An 18,527-nucleotide genomic window follows, 5' to 3' on the forward strand; every position below is an offset into this window, starting at 1 on the left:
AAAACAAGTTCTATCCAATTTGGATATGATTTGAGAGAATAAATTTAAATTTGTCATGAGAGAAAGTTTTTTTTGTTGTGCAACTCAAAGATAATTTGAGATACTTAAATTCTTTCTCTCTTTTTAATCGTTTAGGACGCTATTGATTCCTAAACTATCATTAACGAAATAGACTAAAGCAATAAACAATTAATCAATAACATTATGAATAAAAAGATAATTAGCAAACTAATACATAATCTTTTTAATGATGTCCTTATTGACCGTTATGGTTGGAGCAATATTTAATGTTTGCATCATCCATTTGGAAACTCCATACTGATGACTGGCTTATTCGCCAACCTAATTGTAAGTGGTTTAGAAATTAATAGGTTAAGAAAAGTAATTACAGAATTATCGAAATAGGATATTAAATACAACTAATATCTTAAAACAAAAACGTGTTAATTCGCTAAGCATCTCAAAGATGCTAAGCGAGTCCTACTATATTTCCCTTCCATAATAAACATGGCTACACCATTCTCCATCGATATTGGCGATATTAGGCAGAGTTGCCCAACGTTCGAAACCGAATTTCTCCAGTAATCGGATACTGGCAGTATTTCGTTCCAGTAGGATTGCGAATAGATTTTTAAAATGATATGGAGATGCATTGGCAAGGGCAAATTCCATCAGTCGGGAGCCGATTCCTTTTCTAAGATGATCTTGATGGAGATAATAACTCACTTCGGCAGATGATTTCAATGCTCTTCGTCCCGGGCGATAGGCACTATAACAAAGCCAGCCAATCACAGCATTATTTTCTTCCACCACAAAAACAGGATAATGATTGGAATCATGAGAATCGAACCATCGCTGGCGTTCTGCCATGCTAATTTCATCTAAATCGGCAGTGCAATATTTCTTGCGTACAGCCTGATTGTAGATTTCGTTAATGGCGGGTAGATCGGATATGGTGGCTGGGCGTATTTTCATTTTTTAATTAAAAACCTGACAGGTTTTTGAATCCTGTCAGGTTGGTTGTTCAAATATCTATCCCGGGAATTTGGGGAATTTCTGAAAATCAGGATCACGTTTTTCCAAAAATGCATGTTTTCCCTCTTGTGCTTCTTCCATCAGGTAAAACATCAGGGTAGCATCACCGGCAAACTCCATCAAGCCGCGTTGTCCGTCTAGTTCGGCATTCAAACCTCGCTTAATCATTCTAATTGCCATCGGACTGCGCATCATGATAGTTTTACACCATTCCACAGTTTCGTCTTCCAATTGCTCCAAAGGCACGACTTTGTTTACCATACCCATATCCTCGGCCTCTTTAGCTGTATATTGCTTGCAGAGGAACCAGATTTCGCGTGCTTTCTTCTGACCAACCTGACGAGCCAGATAGGAAGAACCAAAGCCAGCATCAAAACTTCCAACCTTAGGACCAGTCTGACCGAATTTAGCATTATCCGAAGCAATCGTGAGATCACAAACCACATGCAACACATGTCCGCCACCAATAGCATAACCATTCACCATAGCGATAACAGGCTTAGGAAGCGAGCGAATTGCTTTGTGTAAATCGAGCACATTCAGACGAGGAACACCACTTTTGTCGATGTATCCCCCTACTCCTTTCACATTCTGATCTCCTCCCGAACAAAAAGCTTTATCGCCTGTTCCTGTAAAAACAACAACACCAATATCACTGCGCTCGCGACAGATATCCATTGCATCCAGCATGTCGAAATTGGTTTGCGGACGAAATGCGTTATATACCTCCGGACGATTGATTGTGATTTTTGCAATTCCTTCAAAAAAATCAAACTTAATGTCTTCGTATTCTTTAATGGTAGTCCAGTTTCTACTTGTCATACCTTCGTTTTTATAGTGTTAAAATAATTGATTAATACTTGATCGTTCACCGTTCTTGGCGTTTTGATTTCCAAGATAGCGGCTCGTTGTGTTTCCTTATAAAATTGTGGTAATATTTCCACTAAACTTTTTTCATCTTCGGCAAAGAAATAATTCAATCCGTAAGTTTCTGCCAATTTATCGGCACGATAATTCTGCACCGCCTCAAAATATTCTTCCAGTTCCTCCACTCCTGACGGACCGGATATAAACCGAAAGATACCTCCCCCTCCGTTGTTGATGAGAATGATTTTCAAATTTGCTTGCAGATATTTATTCCACAGTCCGTTCGAATCGTAAAAAAAGCTGATATCACCAGTAATCAGCGTAGTTATTTTTCCATTTACAAAAGCAGCCCCGGCAGCCGTGGAAGTACAACCATCAATACCGCTGGTTCCCCGGTTCGAGTTATAGCTTAGCTTATCGGATGTTTTAAATAATTGCGCATATCGTACCACCGAGCTATTTGCCAACTGCAGATTTGCCCCATCAGGAATTGCAGGTAATATTTTCTCGAAAGCTTTCATATCGCTCCATTTCAGGTCTTTCAAATAATCCTGATGAATGGCCGAAACTTTACGGTCCCGCTCTTTCCAAATAGCAGCATAAGTGCTTTCTATATCTTCCAATAAAGGCGATAACTGCTTAAAGAATGCCAAAGGCGATATATCAATATGTGTAGTAAGCTGTTTAAAAGTATCAATGAAATGATCTTCCTTACCCACAAACCAATGTTCCCGAGGATTTGCATCTCTTAAAAAGGACTTGATCATTTTAGAAACAAGCGGACCTCCAAAATTGATTAGCAAATCGGGTTTAAAGGCTTCCATTTCCTCCTTGCTAATCGAACAAACCACGCGATCGATACAAGGAAAAAACTGCTGGTCGTGAAGATTGGCAACCGATTCGGTCATCACCACAATATGCTCCTTCTTAGCCAACAAAGTCAAAAGTTGATTTAATTCGCTTTGCGGATGTAACAGCCCAACCAAAATCAGCACTTTGGTATTGGAATTAAAAACTGCTGCCAGCTTCTCTATACTTGCAACACTTATGGCATCAACAGCTTCTATTTTTTGAATCACACGTTCGTTGGTATCCGGATATTTTCGGACTCCGTACAAGGGTTCACGAAGTGGGAAATTAATATGAACAGGACCCATTCTGCCACTTTGTGCTTTAGTCAGTGCTTCGTTCGCCATGCGGTTCAGATACCAGCAATCGTCGGGATTATTCGCATCTAAAGGAAGTTGATAGCTGCCTTTCACAAATCGGGCAAAAGCATCCACTTGTGGTAATGCCTGACTATCGTCCTGCCCAATCCACTCGATAGGACGATCAGCTGAAATTACAACCAAAGGCAATCGTTGATAAAAAGCCTCTGCAACCGCTGGTCCATAATTCAGAAAAGCCGTTCCCGAAGTACAAATCAAGCCAACAGGTTTGCGGGTTTGTTGTGCTATTCCTAGGGCAAAGTAACCAGCACTTCTCTCATCCACCACTACCAGACTTTTTATTCGCTGATCTCTGGCAAAGGAAATACTAAGTGGTGCATTTCGTGAGCCGGGAGAAACAATTACAAATTCCATTCCCTTTGCCCAGCAGATATCAACCAATTCTTTTACTCCTTTGATATCTGAATATTTACGCTCCATTGATTTTGTTTTATTTTCGTAGGTAGAAGTCAATTCTGTATCCATAATTTCATGTGTCAGAACTTACATATTTCAATAACCTGTCAGGTCTCCCAAAATTAAAATAATTTCTTGGACAAGACTATTTCCTAATTACATTCAGTAATGTTTGTGCTTTCAGGCAGGTCTCCTCCCACTCCTTTTCAGGAATGGAGTCGGCAGTAATACCACCACCTACAAACAAGGCCATTTTATCTTTCAATACTTTCATGCTGCGAAGATTCACAAATAAGGAAAGTGATCCATTGGCAGCTATCGGCCCCAAATAACCAGCATAATATTCCCTGTCATGATTTTCCTGCTTCCGAATTAATTTCTGTGCTTGCAATATCGGCAATCCACAAACCGCCGGTGTCGGATGCAAATCTTCAACAAGTGCCGCCAATTTCTGAAAGTCGGGTACTACAGATAGCTGATAGCTGGTTTGGAGATGGACAATATTCGCTGCTCTTACAGTTTCAGGTCCCTTACGGATAAAAGAATTCAGTTCATGTTTAGATAAAATCTGCTCGATATACTTACTAACATATGCTTGCTCTTCTATCTCTTTGCGAGCCCACTGGATATCCTCCATCTTTCTATCACCCAAGCTTTGAGTACCGGCTAATGCCATGGTTTTAACACCTGAATCATCTGCAATAAGCAATGTTTCCGGACTTGCACCAATCCACGTACCAGCAGAAGGAATCACCACGAAAAAGACAAAGGCAGAAGGATAAACCCTACTGAGTTTTAGAAAGGAATCAACAGCATTCGTTTTACCCGAGTCATCTATAGTTTGAATTCTGGATAGAATCACTTTATCCAGTTTTTTCTGTTGCAAATCAGCGATCATAAACTTTATCTGCTCAAAATATTCCTCCTGACTACTTACATGAGTTTCTGAATTCAAATCTCTCCTTTCAGAGTTATATTCGAGCGCATCCAATACCTGCAAGCTGTCCTTAGTAATATCCTTTTCGCTTAAAAAAATATCACTTCTAATAAACCATGATAAATGCTTTTCATCTTGATGAAAGGGAGCAAACACAAACCCGGCCTTTCCTCCTAATTCAAATAGATGTTGATAGGAAACTAACTTAGTTTCTTTTTGTGTTCCAATTTTTATTTCTTCGGATTCGGGTAATTGAAAGGCATAAAACGGACGGTTCTGAGACAAACATTTACTAAGAAATATTACAAGTTCTTCCTTATAAACAGCTTCACTATCCATTTTTTATTTCTTAATAATCACATTACTTATTCTACAAACCGAAATCAATTTCTCTTGTTCATTCGTCACTTTCACCTCCACAATATGAGTCATCCGTCCTTTATGAATAAATTGTGCTTTAGCAAATATTTTGCCTTTTCGCATACTACGTATATGATTGGCATTAATTTCCATTCCCTTCACATCATATTTTTCCATATCAATATGAATTACGGATAAGGTACTCCCAACAGATTCAACCAGTGCTAAAATCGCACCACCATGAAGAATTTTCATGGGTTGCCAATGAATACTGCTCACTTCCATTTCCGCAACCAAATAATCTTCTCCTACATCGGTATATTTTATTCCTAAATGCTCCATTAATGTTTCGGAGCACATCTCGTTTAGACGATCAAGTGTACTTTTTTCATCAATCATTTTACAAAAATAATATAATCTGGAAAATAGAAGTGGTAGGATGAGTTTGAATCAATTGGAAAAGAAAAATTAAAATGCAATTTTAAAGATTTTGATTCAACCCAAGAAAATACAGGACACAAAAAAAGCTCAATTAAAAATTGAGCTTTACAAAGGAAAAATATTTTATTAAAAATTAGTCAACTTTAACATTAACGGCATTTAATCCTTTTTTTCCTTCAGTAACATCGTATGTTACAATGTCACCTTCATCGATTTTGTCGATTAATCCTGTTACATGAACGAAGATTTCTTCTTTTGTCTCGTTGTTTACGATAAATCCAAATCCTTTGGACTCATTGAAAAATTTTACTGTACCTGTAGGCATTACTAAAAAATTTAAAAATTATTACGGAATAAATGTACGGAATTAGATTTAATAAGTAAACAAATCTCAGATTATTTTCAATTTTAAAAAAATAAAATAAAATGCCTATTCTCTGCAGCTTAAACTTTTGAGTGATAATCCTTGCTTTATAGACTATAATTTCATCTTGATTAGAGTTGACAATAAGCTTGATTTTTTATCCTTATATCCCTACTCCTCTTTCATTCAATTTGATAAAATTGATTTTTCACTATCTTTAAGGTATCACATTTATTGCACTTAGCCTGAAATTCTGGTCAAAGGACAGGTATTCATAAACTAAATTTAATACTATGAAAATCTTACTATTTATTCTGGGAGGAATTATTCTCTTAGTTGCTATTCTTCATTTGATAGCACCAAAAAACTATCAAATAGATAGAAAAATTGTTATATCAGAAAATATCGATACTGTTTTTAAGAGTCTCTGTTCCTTGAAGGAACAGCAAATATGGTCTCCTTGGGCAGTTCGCGACCCAAAAATGAAGGTCGAATACAACGGTATCGATGGAGAAATCGGTTCCATAACGAAATGGGTGGGCAACAAAGAAGTTGGAGAAGGAGAACAGGAAATCAAGAAGATTGAACCAAATGATTATATTGAAACAGAACTTCGTTTTCTAAAGCCTTTTAAATCAACAAGTGTTGGGTTTTTTAAACTAAAAAAAATAAATGAAGGTACTGAAGTAACCTGGGGTTTTAAAGGGGAGAATAAATTTCCAATGACCATCATGATGGTATTTATGGATATGGACAAGGCCATAGGAAAAGATTTTGAAGAAGGATTGTCTAAATTCAAAACATACATCGAAAAGAAATAAGACATGAAAGCACTAAAAGTAACAGGAATTGTAATATTGTTATTGGTTTTAGGATTTCTTTCCATTGGCTTCTTCTCTCCAAAACAAGTATATAAAGCAGAAACCAATATTAAGAAACCCGTGAACGAAGTGTTTCAACTATTCAACGATCATAAAAGGATTTCAGAATGGATACCCGAAGTAAAAAGCTTTGAAATCATTCGGGAGACTCCTGATTTAGTAGGAAGCACCTATAAAATGATGATCGAAAATGAAGGTAAATTGATGGAATTAAACGAAACATTAACCAGTTATAAAAAAGACGAAATGGTAAAAATGGAGTTTAAAGCCGGCTGGATGAATAAAACAAATCAATTCACCTTTACTAAAACCGAAGATGGAACACAAATCCTGGCAAACTACACAGTTCAGGGAAATAATCCTTTTGCTAAATCCTTATTTGCATTTTTCACTAGTATGTTCCGGGATATGGATTCTAAAAATTTGAATCAATTCAAACAATTTGCCGAAAAACAAAATGTTCAGATTGATACTCTAATCAATAATTCAAGTATTAATTAAAAATTAACAAAACCATGAAAAAGAATATGGGAATATTAGACCGTGTTTTAAGAACTGTAGTAGCAATTATCTTAGCAATCCTTTATTTTACTGATGTAATTACAGGAACCATAGGTATTATTGTATTGGTTTTTGCATGTATTATGCTTCTAACAAGCCTTATTGGTAGTTGTCCACCCTACGGTCTATTTGGCTGGAACACCTGTAAAGTAAAAGAGCAAAAACAATAAGAATATCATACCATTAAATTGCATCCCCAAAGAGAAATTCTTTGGGGATTTTGTTTTGTAAAACATCTTGACAAGACTAAAAATCTTCACTATATTTAAAGATATAAATCGCTAATCAATCTTACTTTTACGAAAAGGCAAAAGAGCATTAAATAGGGTTTAAAAAAACTCACATGAAGAGAGCTAAGGAAAAAGAGAGAATTGCCTATTGCGGAATTAACTGTTCCACCTGTCCGGCTTATGTTGCCACTCAAAAGCAGCAGGAAAAGGTAAGAATACGTATTGCAAAACTATGGTCGGATAAGGAAAACTGCTATGATGCCTGTGAAATCACATGCAAAGGATGTCGAGAACCCTGGGGAAAAAAATTCCGACATTGTGTGGAGTGCAAAGTGAGAGCATGTGCAAGACTCAAATTATATACGACTTGTGCTGAGTGTGCTGATTATCCTTGCAGCAAATTAAATGAACTCTATCAAACACTCGATGAGAAAATTTCCCGAATTAATTTGGATGATTTAAGATGTAATAACAAAGCTGGTTAATTCAGCTTTTTTTCTTTAATATTCATAATATTATTCTCAAAAATTGGTATATCTCTCTGTACATTTCCTAATATTAATCTAAAAATGTAAGTTCGGGCAATTTCAGCATTATGAAGCAAGCCGAATCTTCTGAAAAGCCCTTGAAATTGAAGATCACATAAGTTGTGTTTATCCTGAATTAATTGTTCTATTTCAAAAGTCAAAAACTATAGAAATAACATATCCTTCCAGAGACTGTATTCTTTCAGCTATTATTTATAACAAAACTGTCACCACTTCAAAGATTGCATCAATTTTATAATGATCAGGTTCAGTAGCTCCTTTTAAATATCCCAAATCGCATAATCGAACGTGAATAAAATCAGACGAGCCTAACTTATTCATTAGCTTTCTGCCACAATCCATCGTAGCAATTCCCTCCTGGTTTAATTTTCTAGCAACCACATCTGTAAGCTCCCCAACATCCGAAGCACCAGAACAGACAAAAACGATATGGTCATTCTTTCTTTAACACTCACAAAATTCATTTTTCATCATCACTTTTTTTAATCCCACTAAATATTCCTGTAATCATCCTAAATACTGTCCATTATTCTCAATTTCCATGGCTATTCTATCAAATACCTCTTTAACAGATCCCACACCATCTATTTTTTTTACAGCATGCATTTGATTGTATTTTTCAATAACCGGAGCCGTTTTCTTTTCATGTTCCTGTAATCGCTTCACTATTTTAGAAGTACTCGTATCGTATGGCATACAACGCTCGGTTTTACTTCTTTCGTCCAAACGATTAATCAATTCCAGAGTTGGAACCTGAATATCAATAACCTGAGAAATAGAAGAAGTATGCTTTTTCAGTAATCCATCGAGTATATAAGATTGAACCAATGTTCTGGGAAAACCTTTAAAAATAAATCCTTTCACTCCATTTGAACTTTCTATCTTATTTTCGATTAGCTGCACTACAATTTCATCTGGCACTAATTCTCCACTTTCATATAATTCGATAATTCGTTTTCCAATATCCGAATTGTTCTTTATCTCCTGCTCCAGCATCTGTCCTGTAGCAACATACTCCAGTCCGTATTTTCTTGCAAGTGCAATACCCTGTGTACCTCTTCCAGAACCAGGATAACCGAAAAGGACAACATTAAACAAGCTTTTATTCAACTCTGCTTTGATGATTTGCTGAATATCCTGATTCACCATATCAATGGATTGATTCCCTTTCACATCAAAATAGATTCCTTTGTCTTTGTAAAATTGGAGAACTGGTAAGGTTTTATCATGATATTCCCGTAAGCGGTTTCGAATTACCATCTCATTATCATCTAATCTTTCTGATGTTTTTCCTCGATTCAATAATCGTGCAACTGAAATTTGCTCCTCTACCTCCAAACCAATCAAACAATTTAAGGAGGTATTTAACTTGATCATTAGACCTTCCAGAATATAAATTTGAATATATGTTCTTGGAAATCCATCAAATAGAAAACCATTTGCATTCGGGTTTTCAGTAATCGTTTTTTCAATAATTTGAACGATAATTTCATCGGACACCAATCCCCCCGAGGCAATAATCTCTTTGGCTTCCAATCCCAATTTACTTTTTGCGGCTATTTCCTTTCTCAGGAGATCTCCTGTAGATATATAAAACAAATTATATTTTTTAACTAAAAATTCGGATTGCGTTCCCTTTCCTGCACCAGGAGGTCCGAATAAAGCGATATTAAGCATAGAGTAAATTTTAGCAATTAATTGAATGAGTAATCTTATTTATACAATGTAATACTTCTATCACATAAGGTCAAGAAAGGAAAGCTTTATGATGATTTGGGATATTAATTTCAAATATTATTCGTTAGATTTTATCATATGCGAATTCATCGAAAAAATATCGATAATTATCGATATTTTTTGGAAATAATTTTCTTTTTAATCAAGCCTAATCTTTGTTAACGTCTCTTTTTTTGATACTTACATAATCATCCTGATTTTTAATTTATAAATGTAAATACAACTTACACAACTAAGAAAGCTTTTAAACAAGAAAGATAAAAGATCTTGTTTCAATCTTTTATCTAAATTTCGGCAAAACCAAAATCTATTTATATGAAATTGCCAAAATCATTTTACAATTGGACTTCCATTTTGGGAGCAAGTATTGCAGTCCTTACTTTCTTCCTGATTGTGTTCTTCTTTGTAATATCTGTGATATTTAATCAAGGAAGTTCCTATATGGGATTAATCACTTACATTGTTTTACCAAGTTTATTGGTGCTTGGAATGATATTAATTCCTATCGGAATGCTCATCCAAATTCGAAATAAAAATAAACAGATATTCCTTATCGAGGGTAAGAAATGGCCTAAGGTCGATCTTAACGATCAGCATCACAGGAATGCATTTACCCTTTTTGTGGTGGTAAGTTTCCTCTTTTTATTTTTCACATCTATAGGTTCTTACGAGGCATTCAGATATAGCGAGTCTGTTCCGTTTTGTGGAACATTATGCCATAATGTAATGGAGCCGGAGTATGTTACTTATCAAAATTCGGCACATGCGAAAGTTGCTTGTGTAGAATGTCATGTGGGCGAAGGAGCAGACTGGTATATGCGTTCAAAATTAAGTGGACTTTATCAGGTTTATGCAGTTACTACCAACAATTATCCTAAACCAATTCCTACCCCAGTAGCAAATTTACGACCAGCAAGAGAAACTTGTGAAGAATGTCATTGGCCTCAAAAATTCTATCCTAAACGTATGCATACCCGCCGACACTATCTTACGGATGAAAAAAATACAGAATGGCAGATAAAACAAGTAATGAACATAGGTTCTGATCATGAATCCAAACATTATACAGAAGGTATTCACTGGCATATTAATCCAAATGTAAAAGTAGAATTTAAATCTACTGATGATAAAAATGAGTTTATCCAATGGGTTAAATACACAAATATTAAAACTGGTGAAGAGCACGTATTTGAAGATCAAATGATGCCACCTGATTCGGCATTTTTCGCAGATAGCAAAACCCACACCATGGACTGTATGGATTGTCATAACCGACCTTCACACAGATATCTGTCTCCACCAAAATATATTGATGATGCTATTTCTAATGAAAGTGTTGATGTTAAAATTCCATACATAAAGCTTGCATCAATGGAAGCCTTAAAGGATGTATATAGCACCAATGATAGTGCTGATTATTTTATCCAGAAAAAAGTAACCGATTTTTATCAGGAAAACCATCCAGAGGTATTGACGAGCTTTGACAAGGAAATTGCAAAATCGATTGAAGGAATAAAGCTCGCCTACCACGAGAATACATTTCCTAAGATGAATGCACGTTGGGATGCTTATCCAAATCATCAGGGACACAAGGAATCTCAAGGATGTTTCCGTTGTCATGATGATAACCATACTACAAGTGACGGAAGAGTAATTTCCAAGGATTGTAATCTTTGTCACTCTATTGTTATGGAAGGAAGAACAGACTCTCTTCAATATGCAGTTACCGGTAAAAGCCTTGAGTTTAAACATCCAGTAGATATTGGAACTCAGTGGAAAGATTATTCCTGTGTTGATTGCCATGCTTATCTTTATCCTTGATCAGCATAATAAAAGACGGTAATTCTATTTGGATTTGTTCTAATTATAAAAGATCTTCGCATCTGATATAGAACAAATCCAAATATGAATAGGAACAGACTTAGTGGAAAGGAACTTCACGAATTAGGAATCAAGTGGGTATATAAGCATATTAAGGAAGAATTTGAAATTCTTTCAGTCAATTTGGAATTTGAAAAAAACCCGCAAATTCTAGCCAAAAAAGATGGAACGTTACATTTTATAGTTGTAAAAACTAGCACCTACCCTGATGTCGGCTCCCTAACTCCCATCGCTGCGGAAGAGATAATAAAACACGCCGACAAGCATAAGGCAAAAATTCTATTTGCTCATATTGGTGTTGCCAATGCAGATACAGAAGACAAAGAGGAAATGCAATTCCCGCAAAAAAATGGGCATTACTATATTAACTATACTGGATTAAGTATCGCACCCAATATTTTGAAAGATCCAAGCATTTAAATCGCTCACCTTATTCAAAATAATTATAATGAAAGATGATTTAAACAGAATTCGACACGAATACGGAAACAAAGAATTAAGCAAATCTAATGTTTCTCCCGATCCATTCATTCAATTCCAAATCTGGTTTAAAGCAGCCTTAAACGAAAATATTCCAGATGTCAATGCAATGACTTTAGCTACTGCTAATAGCAATGGAAGGCCATCAGCGCGCATACTTCTACTAAAAGATTTTAACGAGGATGGTTTCTGTTTTTTCACTAACTACGAAAGTAAGAAAGGAAACGAACTTTTAATCAATCCCTACGGTGCCCTTGTATTTTTTTGGCCAGAAATGGAAAGACAAATACGAATTGAAGGAAAAATTGCAAAATTAGAATCTGATTTATCTGATGCCTACTTTTATCAGCGGCCTATAGGCAGTAGAATAGCCGCCGCAGTATCCCCACAAAGTCAAGAAATTACTGATCGTAAAAGTATAATTAAAAAAATAGATCAATTCAAAGTCAAAAATGGCGATGAATTTAAGCGTCCGGATTTTTGGGGTGGATATAGATTAATACCAGATCTTTTTGAATTTTGGCAAGGTCGCGAAAACAGATTAAATGATAGAATCGAATATACTATCGGTCAGAATCAATGGAAATTGAGGTGTCTTGCCCCATAAAATAATTGATTCATCTGCATAAAGGTTATATTAATACTAAAATTAAAAAATTTCTTACATACGAGGGTCACCTTTTCGCATAAATCAGAATTAAGAGGTGAAAAGTCGATTCGCAAGTCCTGCGAATTTTATTTTTCAGTAATTGTATGTAGTAAAAACACTCTTCGCAGGAAGGGTGTTTTTTATAAACGAAAATTTCTGGCAAAATCTTCTTCCAGAAAATTATCAAAACTCATACATACTTTTTGGGAAAATGTAATCGCTGTTTGAACCATCTCCTGTATCTCCTTGTAATTGAGATTTTTTATTTCGTTCAAATCAATTCTGTTTTTTATCAAGAAGTAGGCTATTGCTGCATTACATGTATCACCTGCACCAACTGTACTTAAAGGAGTAATTTGCGGAACTTCCACTTTTATTTCATTAGGATTGCAAACTGAAATCGCATTTTTATTCGCAGTATAAACCAACATTGCATCTGAGAAATTCTCCATCCAAATATGGGCGTTGCTCGCAGATTTTGCTCCACAAATGAGTTGAAAATCTTCATTAGAAGCTTTTACAATATCTGCTAATGCCATGTTTTCCTTAATGTATGGCAATACCTCTTTCAATAAACGCAAATGCTGTGATCTAAAATTGGGATCGTAAATTAATATTGCATCCTGTTTTCGACAATATTTTAAAAAGGCAATCAGAGAACTCCTAAATTCTTTTTTAATTGCCAGAAATGATCCAAAAAGTATAATATCATTCGGTTTCACTTCAGTGGGAAATTGTATAATAGAATCTAAACCTATTCTTGTCTTGTAAAAAGAATAATCAGCATTTCTACTATCATCCAAAAATGCCAATGCTAAATTAGAATTCGTATCCGAAAAGCGGGAGATATATTTCGTATTAACCTTGTTCTTCATTAAGAATTGCAGGATGCTTTCCCCTACTTTATCAGTCCCCAACTCGCTCAATAAGCAAACTTGCGCGCCCAATCTTGCAAGAGAAACAGATGCATTTAGAAACGAACCACCAGGTTTTGATTCGAAAGGTTTACCCTGCTCAAAAAACACATCTAAAACACAATCTCCAATAGTATAAATCGTTCGCATTCTAATCTTTCCTTTAAAAAATATTTATGGTAGCGAAAATACACATTCTCCTCGAATTCAATTTTAGAAATAAGGTAATTCTAAAAAATAGCGAAATACAAACTCATTAATTCTAAATCAAGAAGGACTAAAACCACCTTTCCTACATTAAAAGTATTTGTTATTTAATATTCTTGATTAAAATCTGTAATTTATAATTATTCTGCATAAACGATCATTTCTCATACTTAAATCGTTTTCGATTCACCATCTTTTCAAGCACTAAAGTTTGTATGGTTAAATGGCAGGGATTTTAGCAACAATAGGCTGTACAGGAATTTTTGAACAGCAAAAATTTAAAGTAAATTTGATACCGTCATTCCCTCAGTTAAAATAAATTGGAGATATATGCAAAATAAAGCAGGTAAAATCAAGAAGGCACAGAAGCAGAAAAAAGACAATCGCAAAGATTTGATTCGTTACATTAATCTGCAATTGGCAGCGATGGGGCAACCTATTTACGAGGATGTATCCTTGAAGGAAAAGAAGCACTTATCCGACAATAAATTTATCCAGCTAACCGATAGTTTGATAAAAAATTATAGAGCTAAATCAAGGTTGTTAGCAGATCATCTATGTCCTGCTGATCTTCGTATTCAAAATTTCATTGATGACTATTTAAAAGATACTGGTGAAAAAGTAATTCAAATTCCAACTTCTACATTCATCCTTGATCAAGCAGGAATTGCCAGAGAACTTAGTTTACCTCCTAATAAAGACGAACACATTACAGAAAATCTTAGTTCGTATAGAATAAAGCAAGGCGTTCTACACAATCCAAAGCACGACAGAAGAACTACAAAAGGCTCTTTTCATATTGTGGATGGCAGTTTGCCAGTTCCATTAGACAAAATAGAGGTACCCAAAAAAGCATTCGCTAAATTCTTAGAAGCAGCATTTTCTCCTTCTAATGAAATTCAAGAATTGCCATTTACTGCAAATCAGCAAAACAAAGCGCAGATTATGGTTTCCCTATTGATGAGACCAATTGTTTGCCCGGAAGTAAAAGGAATTATCAGCGAGAAGACAATGGAAGTTCGCTTCTTTGCACCGGGTAGTCTAGTAAGTAATCTTGATTTTGTAGAGTCTATATTTGGAAATGCAGGAGACCCTAACATCCCTGCCAATGATGCTGGTTTAGATTTGGAGCATTGGACCGGCCATACCGGTTGTATTGTTTTAGCACCTCAATTGTTAAAACTCACTAAAAAAGAATTAGGATTACCTCGATACGATGAAGCTACCGATCGTCAAAAAACAGACGGTGTATGTTGGAAAAATGAGAATGAGCTTTATAACGATGGTCAGCCTTTTAAACTTACCTGTAGAAGCGAAAAAGGAGTGGTAATCACCTTAATTGCAGATAATTATTTCGGATATTCTAAGAAAGAAATAAAAACTCAGATTAGTTATTCTGCAAATTTATATGGTCTCTCAGAAGAAGAGCATGCCGGTGGAGCAATCGCATTTCCTCGCAAGAATTTAGGAGATAGTTTTAACGGTGCTCTTTTCACAAAAAATGTGTTGAAAAAAGAATACCATTTTGACGAATTAGTCAAGCAATTTGGCAATACTATTGAGGTTTATCCTGAAGGATATGCTGTAGATAAGGTAAATTCCAACATTTACTATATTGATGAAAATGCAAATATTGATCTATATCAAAGCAAAATAAACTGGATTAGAGATGGAAAGCAACAAAGCATTCGATTATTGCCAGATCACTTTTATGTGCATCCTTCTGGTTATAAATTGCATATGGAAAAACATCCAAGTGCACCATCGTGGCGTTTAGTTAGCACATTTGCCGAAGGAACATTTTGTCATAAGCCATGCACTGTTTCTGGTGGTGGTAAATCCGAAATCTCAAAATCACTACTAAATGCTATTATTTATAGCTCGTTTTACGTGCAGGATATGGAGAAGGATTTTGATTTGGCTGATCAGGTAATTAATCATGACTATACTTTGCGTTGGAAAGATCATCCAAACCGAAAAAGTCCATCAAGAGCCTTACTAAGCTCGGATCGTTCGCTAGGATCAGTGGTAAAACTATTAACTCCATCTCAATATTACACCAAAGAATACAACAATTATCTTAACTCAATACCTGATCATGTGAAGGCATTGGTACTTTATGTGAAAAGGTTTTACAGACCAGAGAGAACAGATAGTAATTGGAAAGACAATTTTTCAGTAGACGTGATAAACGGAAGAAAGGGACATGAATTACTTTTCAATAATCGAAAAATTGTAGCTAGTTATTTAAGAGTCGGTTTTGCCAACGATAATTCCTGGTATTTGCATAAACTTCGCCAGGATTTTATCGCGGCCGCCAAGATTCAAATGGAAGACGATATTACTGCTTCGGTAGTGATGCCTAGCAATCGCTTACAATATTTGAATGCATCTTACAACAATAAAAGTGTTAAGATTACTGCAAACTGCGAAGAACGTTTCTTCCAACGTCCGGATGAGGCCGTTAATAGAGGATACGATAAGGAAGCAGAGGCAGATCTATCAATGAGAGATAATTTCACTTCTAATTACGAACCACTTAGCCGCGAAGATGGAGAAGAATTAATTGCAGATGCCATTGGTTTCGATATGTACACCAAACCTATTCAAAATCTAATTAAGGAAGGAGTCGGTAGTAAAAAAACCAATTATTTTATTTCTCCATCGCACACCAGAATTGTAAATGGTGAACCTTCTAAAAATCCGAGATACTTGCAGATACGTCCGGATTTGGTAAATCCTGTTGACGATCGTTTGGCCGAAATCGGAATTCGATTAGCTAGAAAAATCCCTTTAGATCAAGCGGTTCATTATCCTGTAAATGCCGTACTTCCCGGTCGTAGAAATAACCCGCCAGAAAAAGAAAGTGGCATACGCGCATTGAGTGTGTACAATCCAATTCACTATCAGGAATTGCCTGAGTTGTTCATGGATTTCATTTGTAGTCTAACAGGAAAATCTCCTTCTACTACAGGAGCCGGTTCTGAAGGTGCCTTAACAAAAGGGCCATTCAACATGCTATCTCCTACTACAGATATAAATAATGCCTTATTATCCTTTATTCTTACCGGATATCAGGGGTTTTCATCTGCAGCAGGTCATGTGGGTACTGAGAATCGTTTTGATCATGATATATCCTTACTGATACCAGAACTTTGGTGTAGATTAAAAGAGGAAAATAGAGATCCAAAACGATTAATTGCAGAAGGATCACTTGAAAAATTAAATGATTTTGAATGTGAAGGCGAAAAAATTACTGCCAGTCGTTTAGGATATAGAATCACCGAAGGATTTCTTTTCCGATACATGAACCGAATTTTTGATGAGCCACAGAATGTATTTAGCGAAAGAATGCTAAAACCTGAAATTCAGGATATGGAAGCCTATGTTGATGGTATCAAAAACATTTGCGAAGCTCAAAAGAAAGTTGCAATCAATTACTTTAAGGATGGTAGTATTGATGCGGCAATTCCACCTTTAAAGGTGCTTTTGAACATCATGGCATATGGCGAGTACGAAGGAAAAGATATTAGCGATCCAGAATTAAGGAAACTGTTCGATCGGGAAATGGTGATTGATTCCAAGTGGTATCAGGAGCGGTTGATGCGTAAACAACAAATCGATATTCAATTCTACGAAAAGCAGATAAAGTATATGGAAGCTTTCATGTCAAACAAGATGAATGCAGACTGGAATCAGGATCTCCATCTGCAGGAAAAGTACCAGAAAGCTAAAAAAGATTTGGAAAAAGTAAAATCAAATGAATACCTGCAAAGTTTAGTCGGTACCATTGGTGCAGATCCTTTACATAAGGCTTAAAATAAACCTTGATAATAAACGCTAAAAGGGTAATTCAAATATTGGGTTGCCCTTTTTCATTTCAAAATGAGAAGATAGTAGACGTATCCTAACAGGAATCTTTCAGAAAAAAATCACTGCATTTGGCATTCCTGGTACAATGGATTTATAAATTCCACAAACTAATTAAAGAGTTAAAAAAACATAAATATTCTGCCGAAATGGCAGAACCTTCCATACTAGCTCATACAAAATTCACCGATAAATAATAGTGCTAAAAAAATACGTTATTGCTGATAATAATTTCATAATTTTACAATAAAAACGACATGATTAATTTTGAAGCACTTTTTAAAATATCATACGGATTATACATTGTTAGCTCAGGAGATAAAAACAAAGGTAACGGATATGTAGCCAATACGGTATTTCAAATTACATCAGAACCACCAAAATTTGCGACTTGTTGTAATAAAAATAATTTTACATCTGAATTTATTCAAAAGCATAAAGCATTTTCAGTTTCCATTTTAGCACAAAATGCTTCTACCGAAATTTTCGGAAAATTTGGATACAAAAGCGGTAAAGATTTCGACAAAATGGTCGATACACAAATTAAATATGGCGATACAGGAGTTCCTATCATTTTAAATGAAAGCATTGCATTCTTTGAATGTAAGCTTGTGCAAACTATTGATGTAGGAACCCATTTAATGTTTATTGGAGAACTGGTTGATGCGCAAATTATTGATAATACAAAAACACCATTAACCTACTTACATTACAGACAGATAAATAAAGCTTCAGCTCCTAAAAATGCACCTACCTATATAGATAAATCAAAGCTAGGAACTAAACTCAAATCAAAAAAATCGGGTATATATAAATGTATAGTATGCGGACATATCTATGATGAAGATATAGAAGAGGTAAAATTTGCTAATTTACCCGTAGATTGGAAATGCCCTATATGTGGAGCAGACAAAAAAGATTTCATTATTGTTTAATAAAT

The 18,527-nt window shown here is 35.4% G+C and carries 17 protein-coding genes; 9 read left to right on the forward strand and 8 right to left on the reverse strand.

The features are described from left to right. Positions 1 to 483 precede the first annotated feature (483 nt). From DLK05_RS02145 to DLK05_RS02170, 6 genes are all read right to left on the reverse strand, one after another. Complete coding sequence (locus DLK05_RS02145) at positions 484 to 975, reverse strand: GNAT family N-acetyltransferase (RefSeq protein ID WP_127342339.1); 492 nt, start codon at positions 973 to 975, stop codon at positions 484 to 486. 57 nt (positions 976 to 1,032) lie between these two features. Next, a complete protein-coding gene (gene menB / locus DLK05_RS02150) occupies positions 1,033 to 1,857 on the reverse strand; it encodes a 1,4-dihydroxy-2-naphthoyl-CoA synthase (protein ID WP_127342340.1) in 825 nt (274 codons plus the stop codon). After that, a complete protein-coding gene (gene menD, locus DLK05_RS02155) occupies positions 1,854 to 3,596 on the reverse strand; it encodes a 2-succinyl-5-enolpyruvyl-6-hydroxy-3-cyclohexene-1-carboxylic-acid synthase (protein WP_127342341.1) in 1,743 nt (580 codons plus the stop codon). The genes menB and menD overlap by 4 nt, the downstream gene beginning before the upstream one ends. Before the next feature lie 76 nt (positions 3,597 to 3,672). Next, the gene (locus DLK05_RS02160; protein ID WP_127342342.1) at positions 3,673 to 4,803 is read right to left on the reverse strand and encodes an isochorismate synthase; all 1,131 of its coding nucleotides are present in this window, start codon (positions 4,801 to 4,803) and stop codon (positions 3,673 to 3,675) included. 3 nt (positions 4,804 to 4,806) lie between these two features. Further along, the gene (locus DLK05_RS02165; protein ID WP_127342343.1) at positions 4,807 to 5,223 is read right to left on the reverse strand and encodes a PaaI family thioesterase; all 417 of its coding nucleotides are present in this window, start codon (positions 5,221 to 5,223) and stop codon (positions 4,807 to 4,809) included. Positions 5,224 to 5,398: 175 nt separating this feature from the next. Next, positions 5,399 to 5,590 (reverse strand): cold-shock protein, encoded by a 192-nt coding sequence (locus DLK05_RS02170; protein WP_127342344.1) that lies wholly within the window; start codon positions 5,588 to 5,590, stop codon positions 5,399 to 5,401. Positions 5,591 to 5,922: 332 nt separating this feature from the next. Between DLK05_RS02170 and DLK05_RS02175 the strand changes: the two genes are divergently transcribed. From DLK05_RS02175 to DLK05_RS02190, 4 genes are all read left to right on the forward strand, one after another. Continuing rightward, a complete protein-coding gene (locus DLK05_RS02175; protein ID WP_127342345.1) occupies positions 5,923 to 6,450 on the forward strand; it encodes an SRPBCC family protein in 528 nt (175 codons plus the stop codon). A gap of 3 nt (positions 6,451 to 6,453) precedes the next feature. Next, positions 6,454 to 7,011: an SRPBCC family protein gene (locus DLK05_RS02180; RefSeq protein ID WP_127342346.1), complete on the forward strand. Its 558-nt coding sequence runs from the start codon at positions 6,454 to 6,456 to the stop codon at positions 7,009 to 7,011. A 14-nt stretch (positions 7,012 to 7,025) separates the two neighbouring features. Continuing rightward, entirely contained in the window at positions 7,026 to 7,241 is a 216-nt protein-coding gene (locus tag DLK05_RS02185) for a YgaP family membrane protein (protein WP_127342347.1), read from the forward strand. A gap of 173 nt (positions 7,242 to 7,414) precedes the next feature. Next, positions 7,415 to 7,786 (forward strand): DUF3795 domain-containing protein, encoded by a 372-nt coding sequence (locus DLK05_RS02190; protein WP_127342348.1) that lies wholly within the window; start codon positions 7,415 to 7,417, stop codon positions 7,784 to 7,786. Between the two features lie 570 nt (positions 7,787 to 8,356). Here DLK05_RS02190 and DLK05_RS02200 read toward each other — a convergent pair. Further along, complete coding sequence (locus DLK05_RS02200; RefSeq protein WP_127342349.1) at positions 8,357 to 9,526, reverse strand: adenylate kinase; 1,170 nt, start codon at positions 9,524 to 9,526, stop codon at positions 8,357 to 8,359. Positions 9,527 to 9,901: 375 nt separating this feature from the next. Between DLK05_RS02200 and DLK05_RS02205 the strand changes: the two genes are divergently transcribed. From DLK05_RS02205 to pdxH, 3 genes are all read left to right on the forward strand, one after another. Then, positions 9,902 to 11,407, forward strand: coding sequence for a cytochrome c3 family protein (locus DLK05_RS02205; RefSeq protein ID WP_209319669.1), 1,506 nt, complete (start codon positions 9,902 to 9,904; stop codon positions 11,405 to 11,407). 84 nt (positions 11,408 to 11,491) lie between these two features. Then, positions 11,492 to 11,887, forward strand: coding sequence for a DUF8840 domain-containing protein (locus DLK05_RS02210; RefSeq protein WP_127342351.1), 396 nt, complete (start codon positions 11,492 to 11,494; stop codon positions 11,885 to 11,887). Positions 11,888 to 11,915: 28 nt separating this feature from the next. Beyond that, complete coding sequence (gene pdxH, locus DLK05_RS02215; RefSeq protein ID WP_127342352.1) at positions 11,916 to 12,554, forward strand: pyridoxamine 5'-phosphate oxidase; 639 nt, start codon at positions 11,916 to 11,918, stop codon at positions 12,552 to 12,554. Between the two features lie 182 nt (positions 12,555 to 12,736). Here pdxH and DLK05_RS02220 read toward each other — a convergent pair whose 3' ends face one another. Next, a complete protein-coding gene (locus tag DLK05_RS02220; RefSeq protein WP_127342353.1) occupies positions 12,737 to 13,660 on the reverse strand; it encodes a PfkB family carbohydrate kinase in 924 nt (307 codons plus the stop codon). Positions 13,661 to 14,047: 387 nt separating this feature from the next. On the opposite strand from DLK05_RS02220, the gene DLK05_RS02225 reads away from it, so the two are divergent. Then, on the forward strand, positions 14,048 to 17,536 hold the full coding sequence (locus tag DLK05_RS02225) for a PPi-type phosphoenolpyruvate carboxykinase family protein (protein WP_127342354.1): 3,489 nt from the start codon (positions 14,048 to 14,050) through the stop codon (positions 17,534 to 17,536). A 308-nt stretch (positions 17,537 to 17,844) separates the two neighbouring features. Further along, positions 17,845 to 18,522 (forward strand): flavin reductase, encoded by a 678-nt coding sequence (locus tag DLK05_RS02230; protein ID WP_127342355.1) that lies wholly within the window; start codon positions 17,845 to 17,847, stop codon positions 18,520 to 18,522. The last annotated feature ends 5 nt before the right edge of the window (positions 18,523 to 18,527 follow it).

Source organism: Ancylomarina longa, assembly GCF_003996985.1.
Classification (GTDB): domain Bacteria; phylum Bacteroidota; class Bacteroidia; order Bacteroidales; family Marinifilaceae; genus Ancylomarina_A; species Ancylomarina_A longa.

What these genes read in the sequence shown, in the direction of transcription:
- DLK05_RS02145 (WP_127342339.1), bottom strand. Translation starts at nt 975, where the DNA reads ATGAAAATACGCCCAGCCACCATATCCGATCTACCCGCCATTAACGAA.
- menB (WP_127342340.1), bottom strand. Translation starts at nt 1,857, where the DNA reads ATGACAAGTAGAAACTGGACTACCATTAAAGAATACGAAGACATTAAG.
- menD (WP_127342341.1), bottom strand. Translation starts at nt 3,596, where the DNA reads ATGGATACAGAATTGACTTCTACCTACGAAAATAAAACAAAATCAATG.
- DLK05_RS02160 (WP_127342342.1), bottom strand. Translation starts at nt 4,803, where the DNA reads ATGGATAGTGAAGCTGTTTATAAGGAAGAACTTGTAATATTTCTTAGT.
- DLK05_RS02165 (WP_127342343.1), bottom strand. Translation starts at nt 5,223, where the DNA reads ATGATTGATGAAAAAAGTACACTTGATCGTCTAAACGAGATGTGCTCC.
- DLK05_RS02170 (WP_127342344.1), bottom strand. Translation starts at nt 5,590, where the DNA reads ATGCCTACAGGTACAGTAAAATTTTTCAATGAGTCCAAAGGATTTGGA.
- DLK05_RS02175 (WP_127342345.1), top strand. Translation starts at nt 5,923, where the DNA reads ATGAAAATCTTACTATTTATTCTGGGAGGAATTATTCTCTTAGTTGCT.
- DLK05_RS02180 (WP_127342346.1), top strand. Translation starts at nt 6,454, where the DNA reads ATGAAAGCACTAAAAGTAACAGGAATTGTAATATTGTTATTGGTTTTA.
- DLK05_RS02185 (WP_127342347.1), top strand. Translation starts at nt 7,026, where the DNA reads ATGAAAAAGAATATGGGAATATTAGACCGTGTTTTAAGAACTGTAGTA.
- DLK05_RS02190 (WP_127342348.1), top strand. Translation starts at nt 7,415, where the DNA reads ATGAAGAGAGCTAAGGAAAAAGAGAGAATTGCCTATTGCGGAATTAAC.
- DLK05_RS02200 (WP_127342349.1), bottom strand. Translation starts at nt 9,526, where the DNA reads ATGCTTAATATCGCTTTATTCGGACCTCCTGGTGCAGGAAAGGGAACG.
- DLK05_RS02205 (WP_209319669.1), top strand. Translation starts at nt 9,902, where the DNA reads ATGAAATTGCCAAAATCATTTTACAATTGGACTTCCATTTTGGGAGCA.
- DLK05_RS02210 (WP_127342351.1), top strand. Translation starts at nt 11,492, where the DNA reads ATGAATAGGAACAGACTTAGTGGAAAGGAACTTCACGAATTAGGAATC.
- pdxH (WP_127342352.1), top strand. Translation starts at nt 11,916, where the DNA reads ATGAAAGATGATTTAAACAGAATTCGACACGAATACGGAAACAAAGAA.
- DLK05_RS02220 (WP_127342353.1), bottom strand. Translation starts at nt 13,660, where the DNA reads ATGCGAACGATTTATACTATTGGAGATTGTGTTTTAGATGTGTTTTTT.
- DLK05_RS02225 (WP_127342354.1), top strand. Translation starts at nt 14,048, where the DNA reads ATGCAAAATAAAGCAGGTAAAATCAAGAAGGCACAGAAGCAGAAAAAA.
- DLK05_RS02230 (WP_127342355.1), top strand. Translation starts at nt 17,845, where the DNA reads ATGATTAATTTTGAAGCACTTTTTAAAATATCATACGGATTATACATT.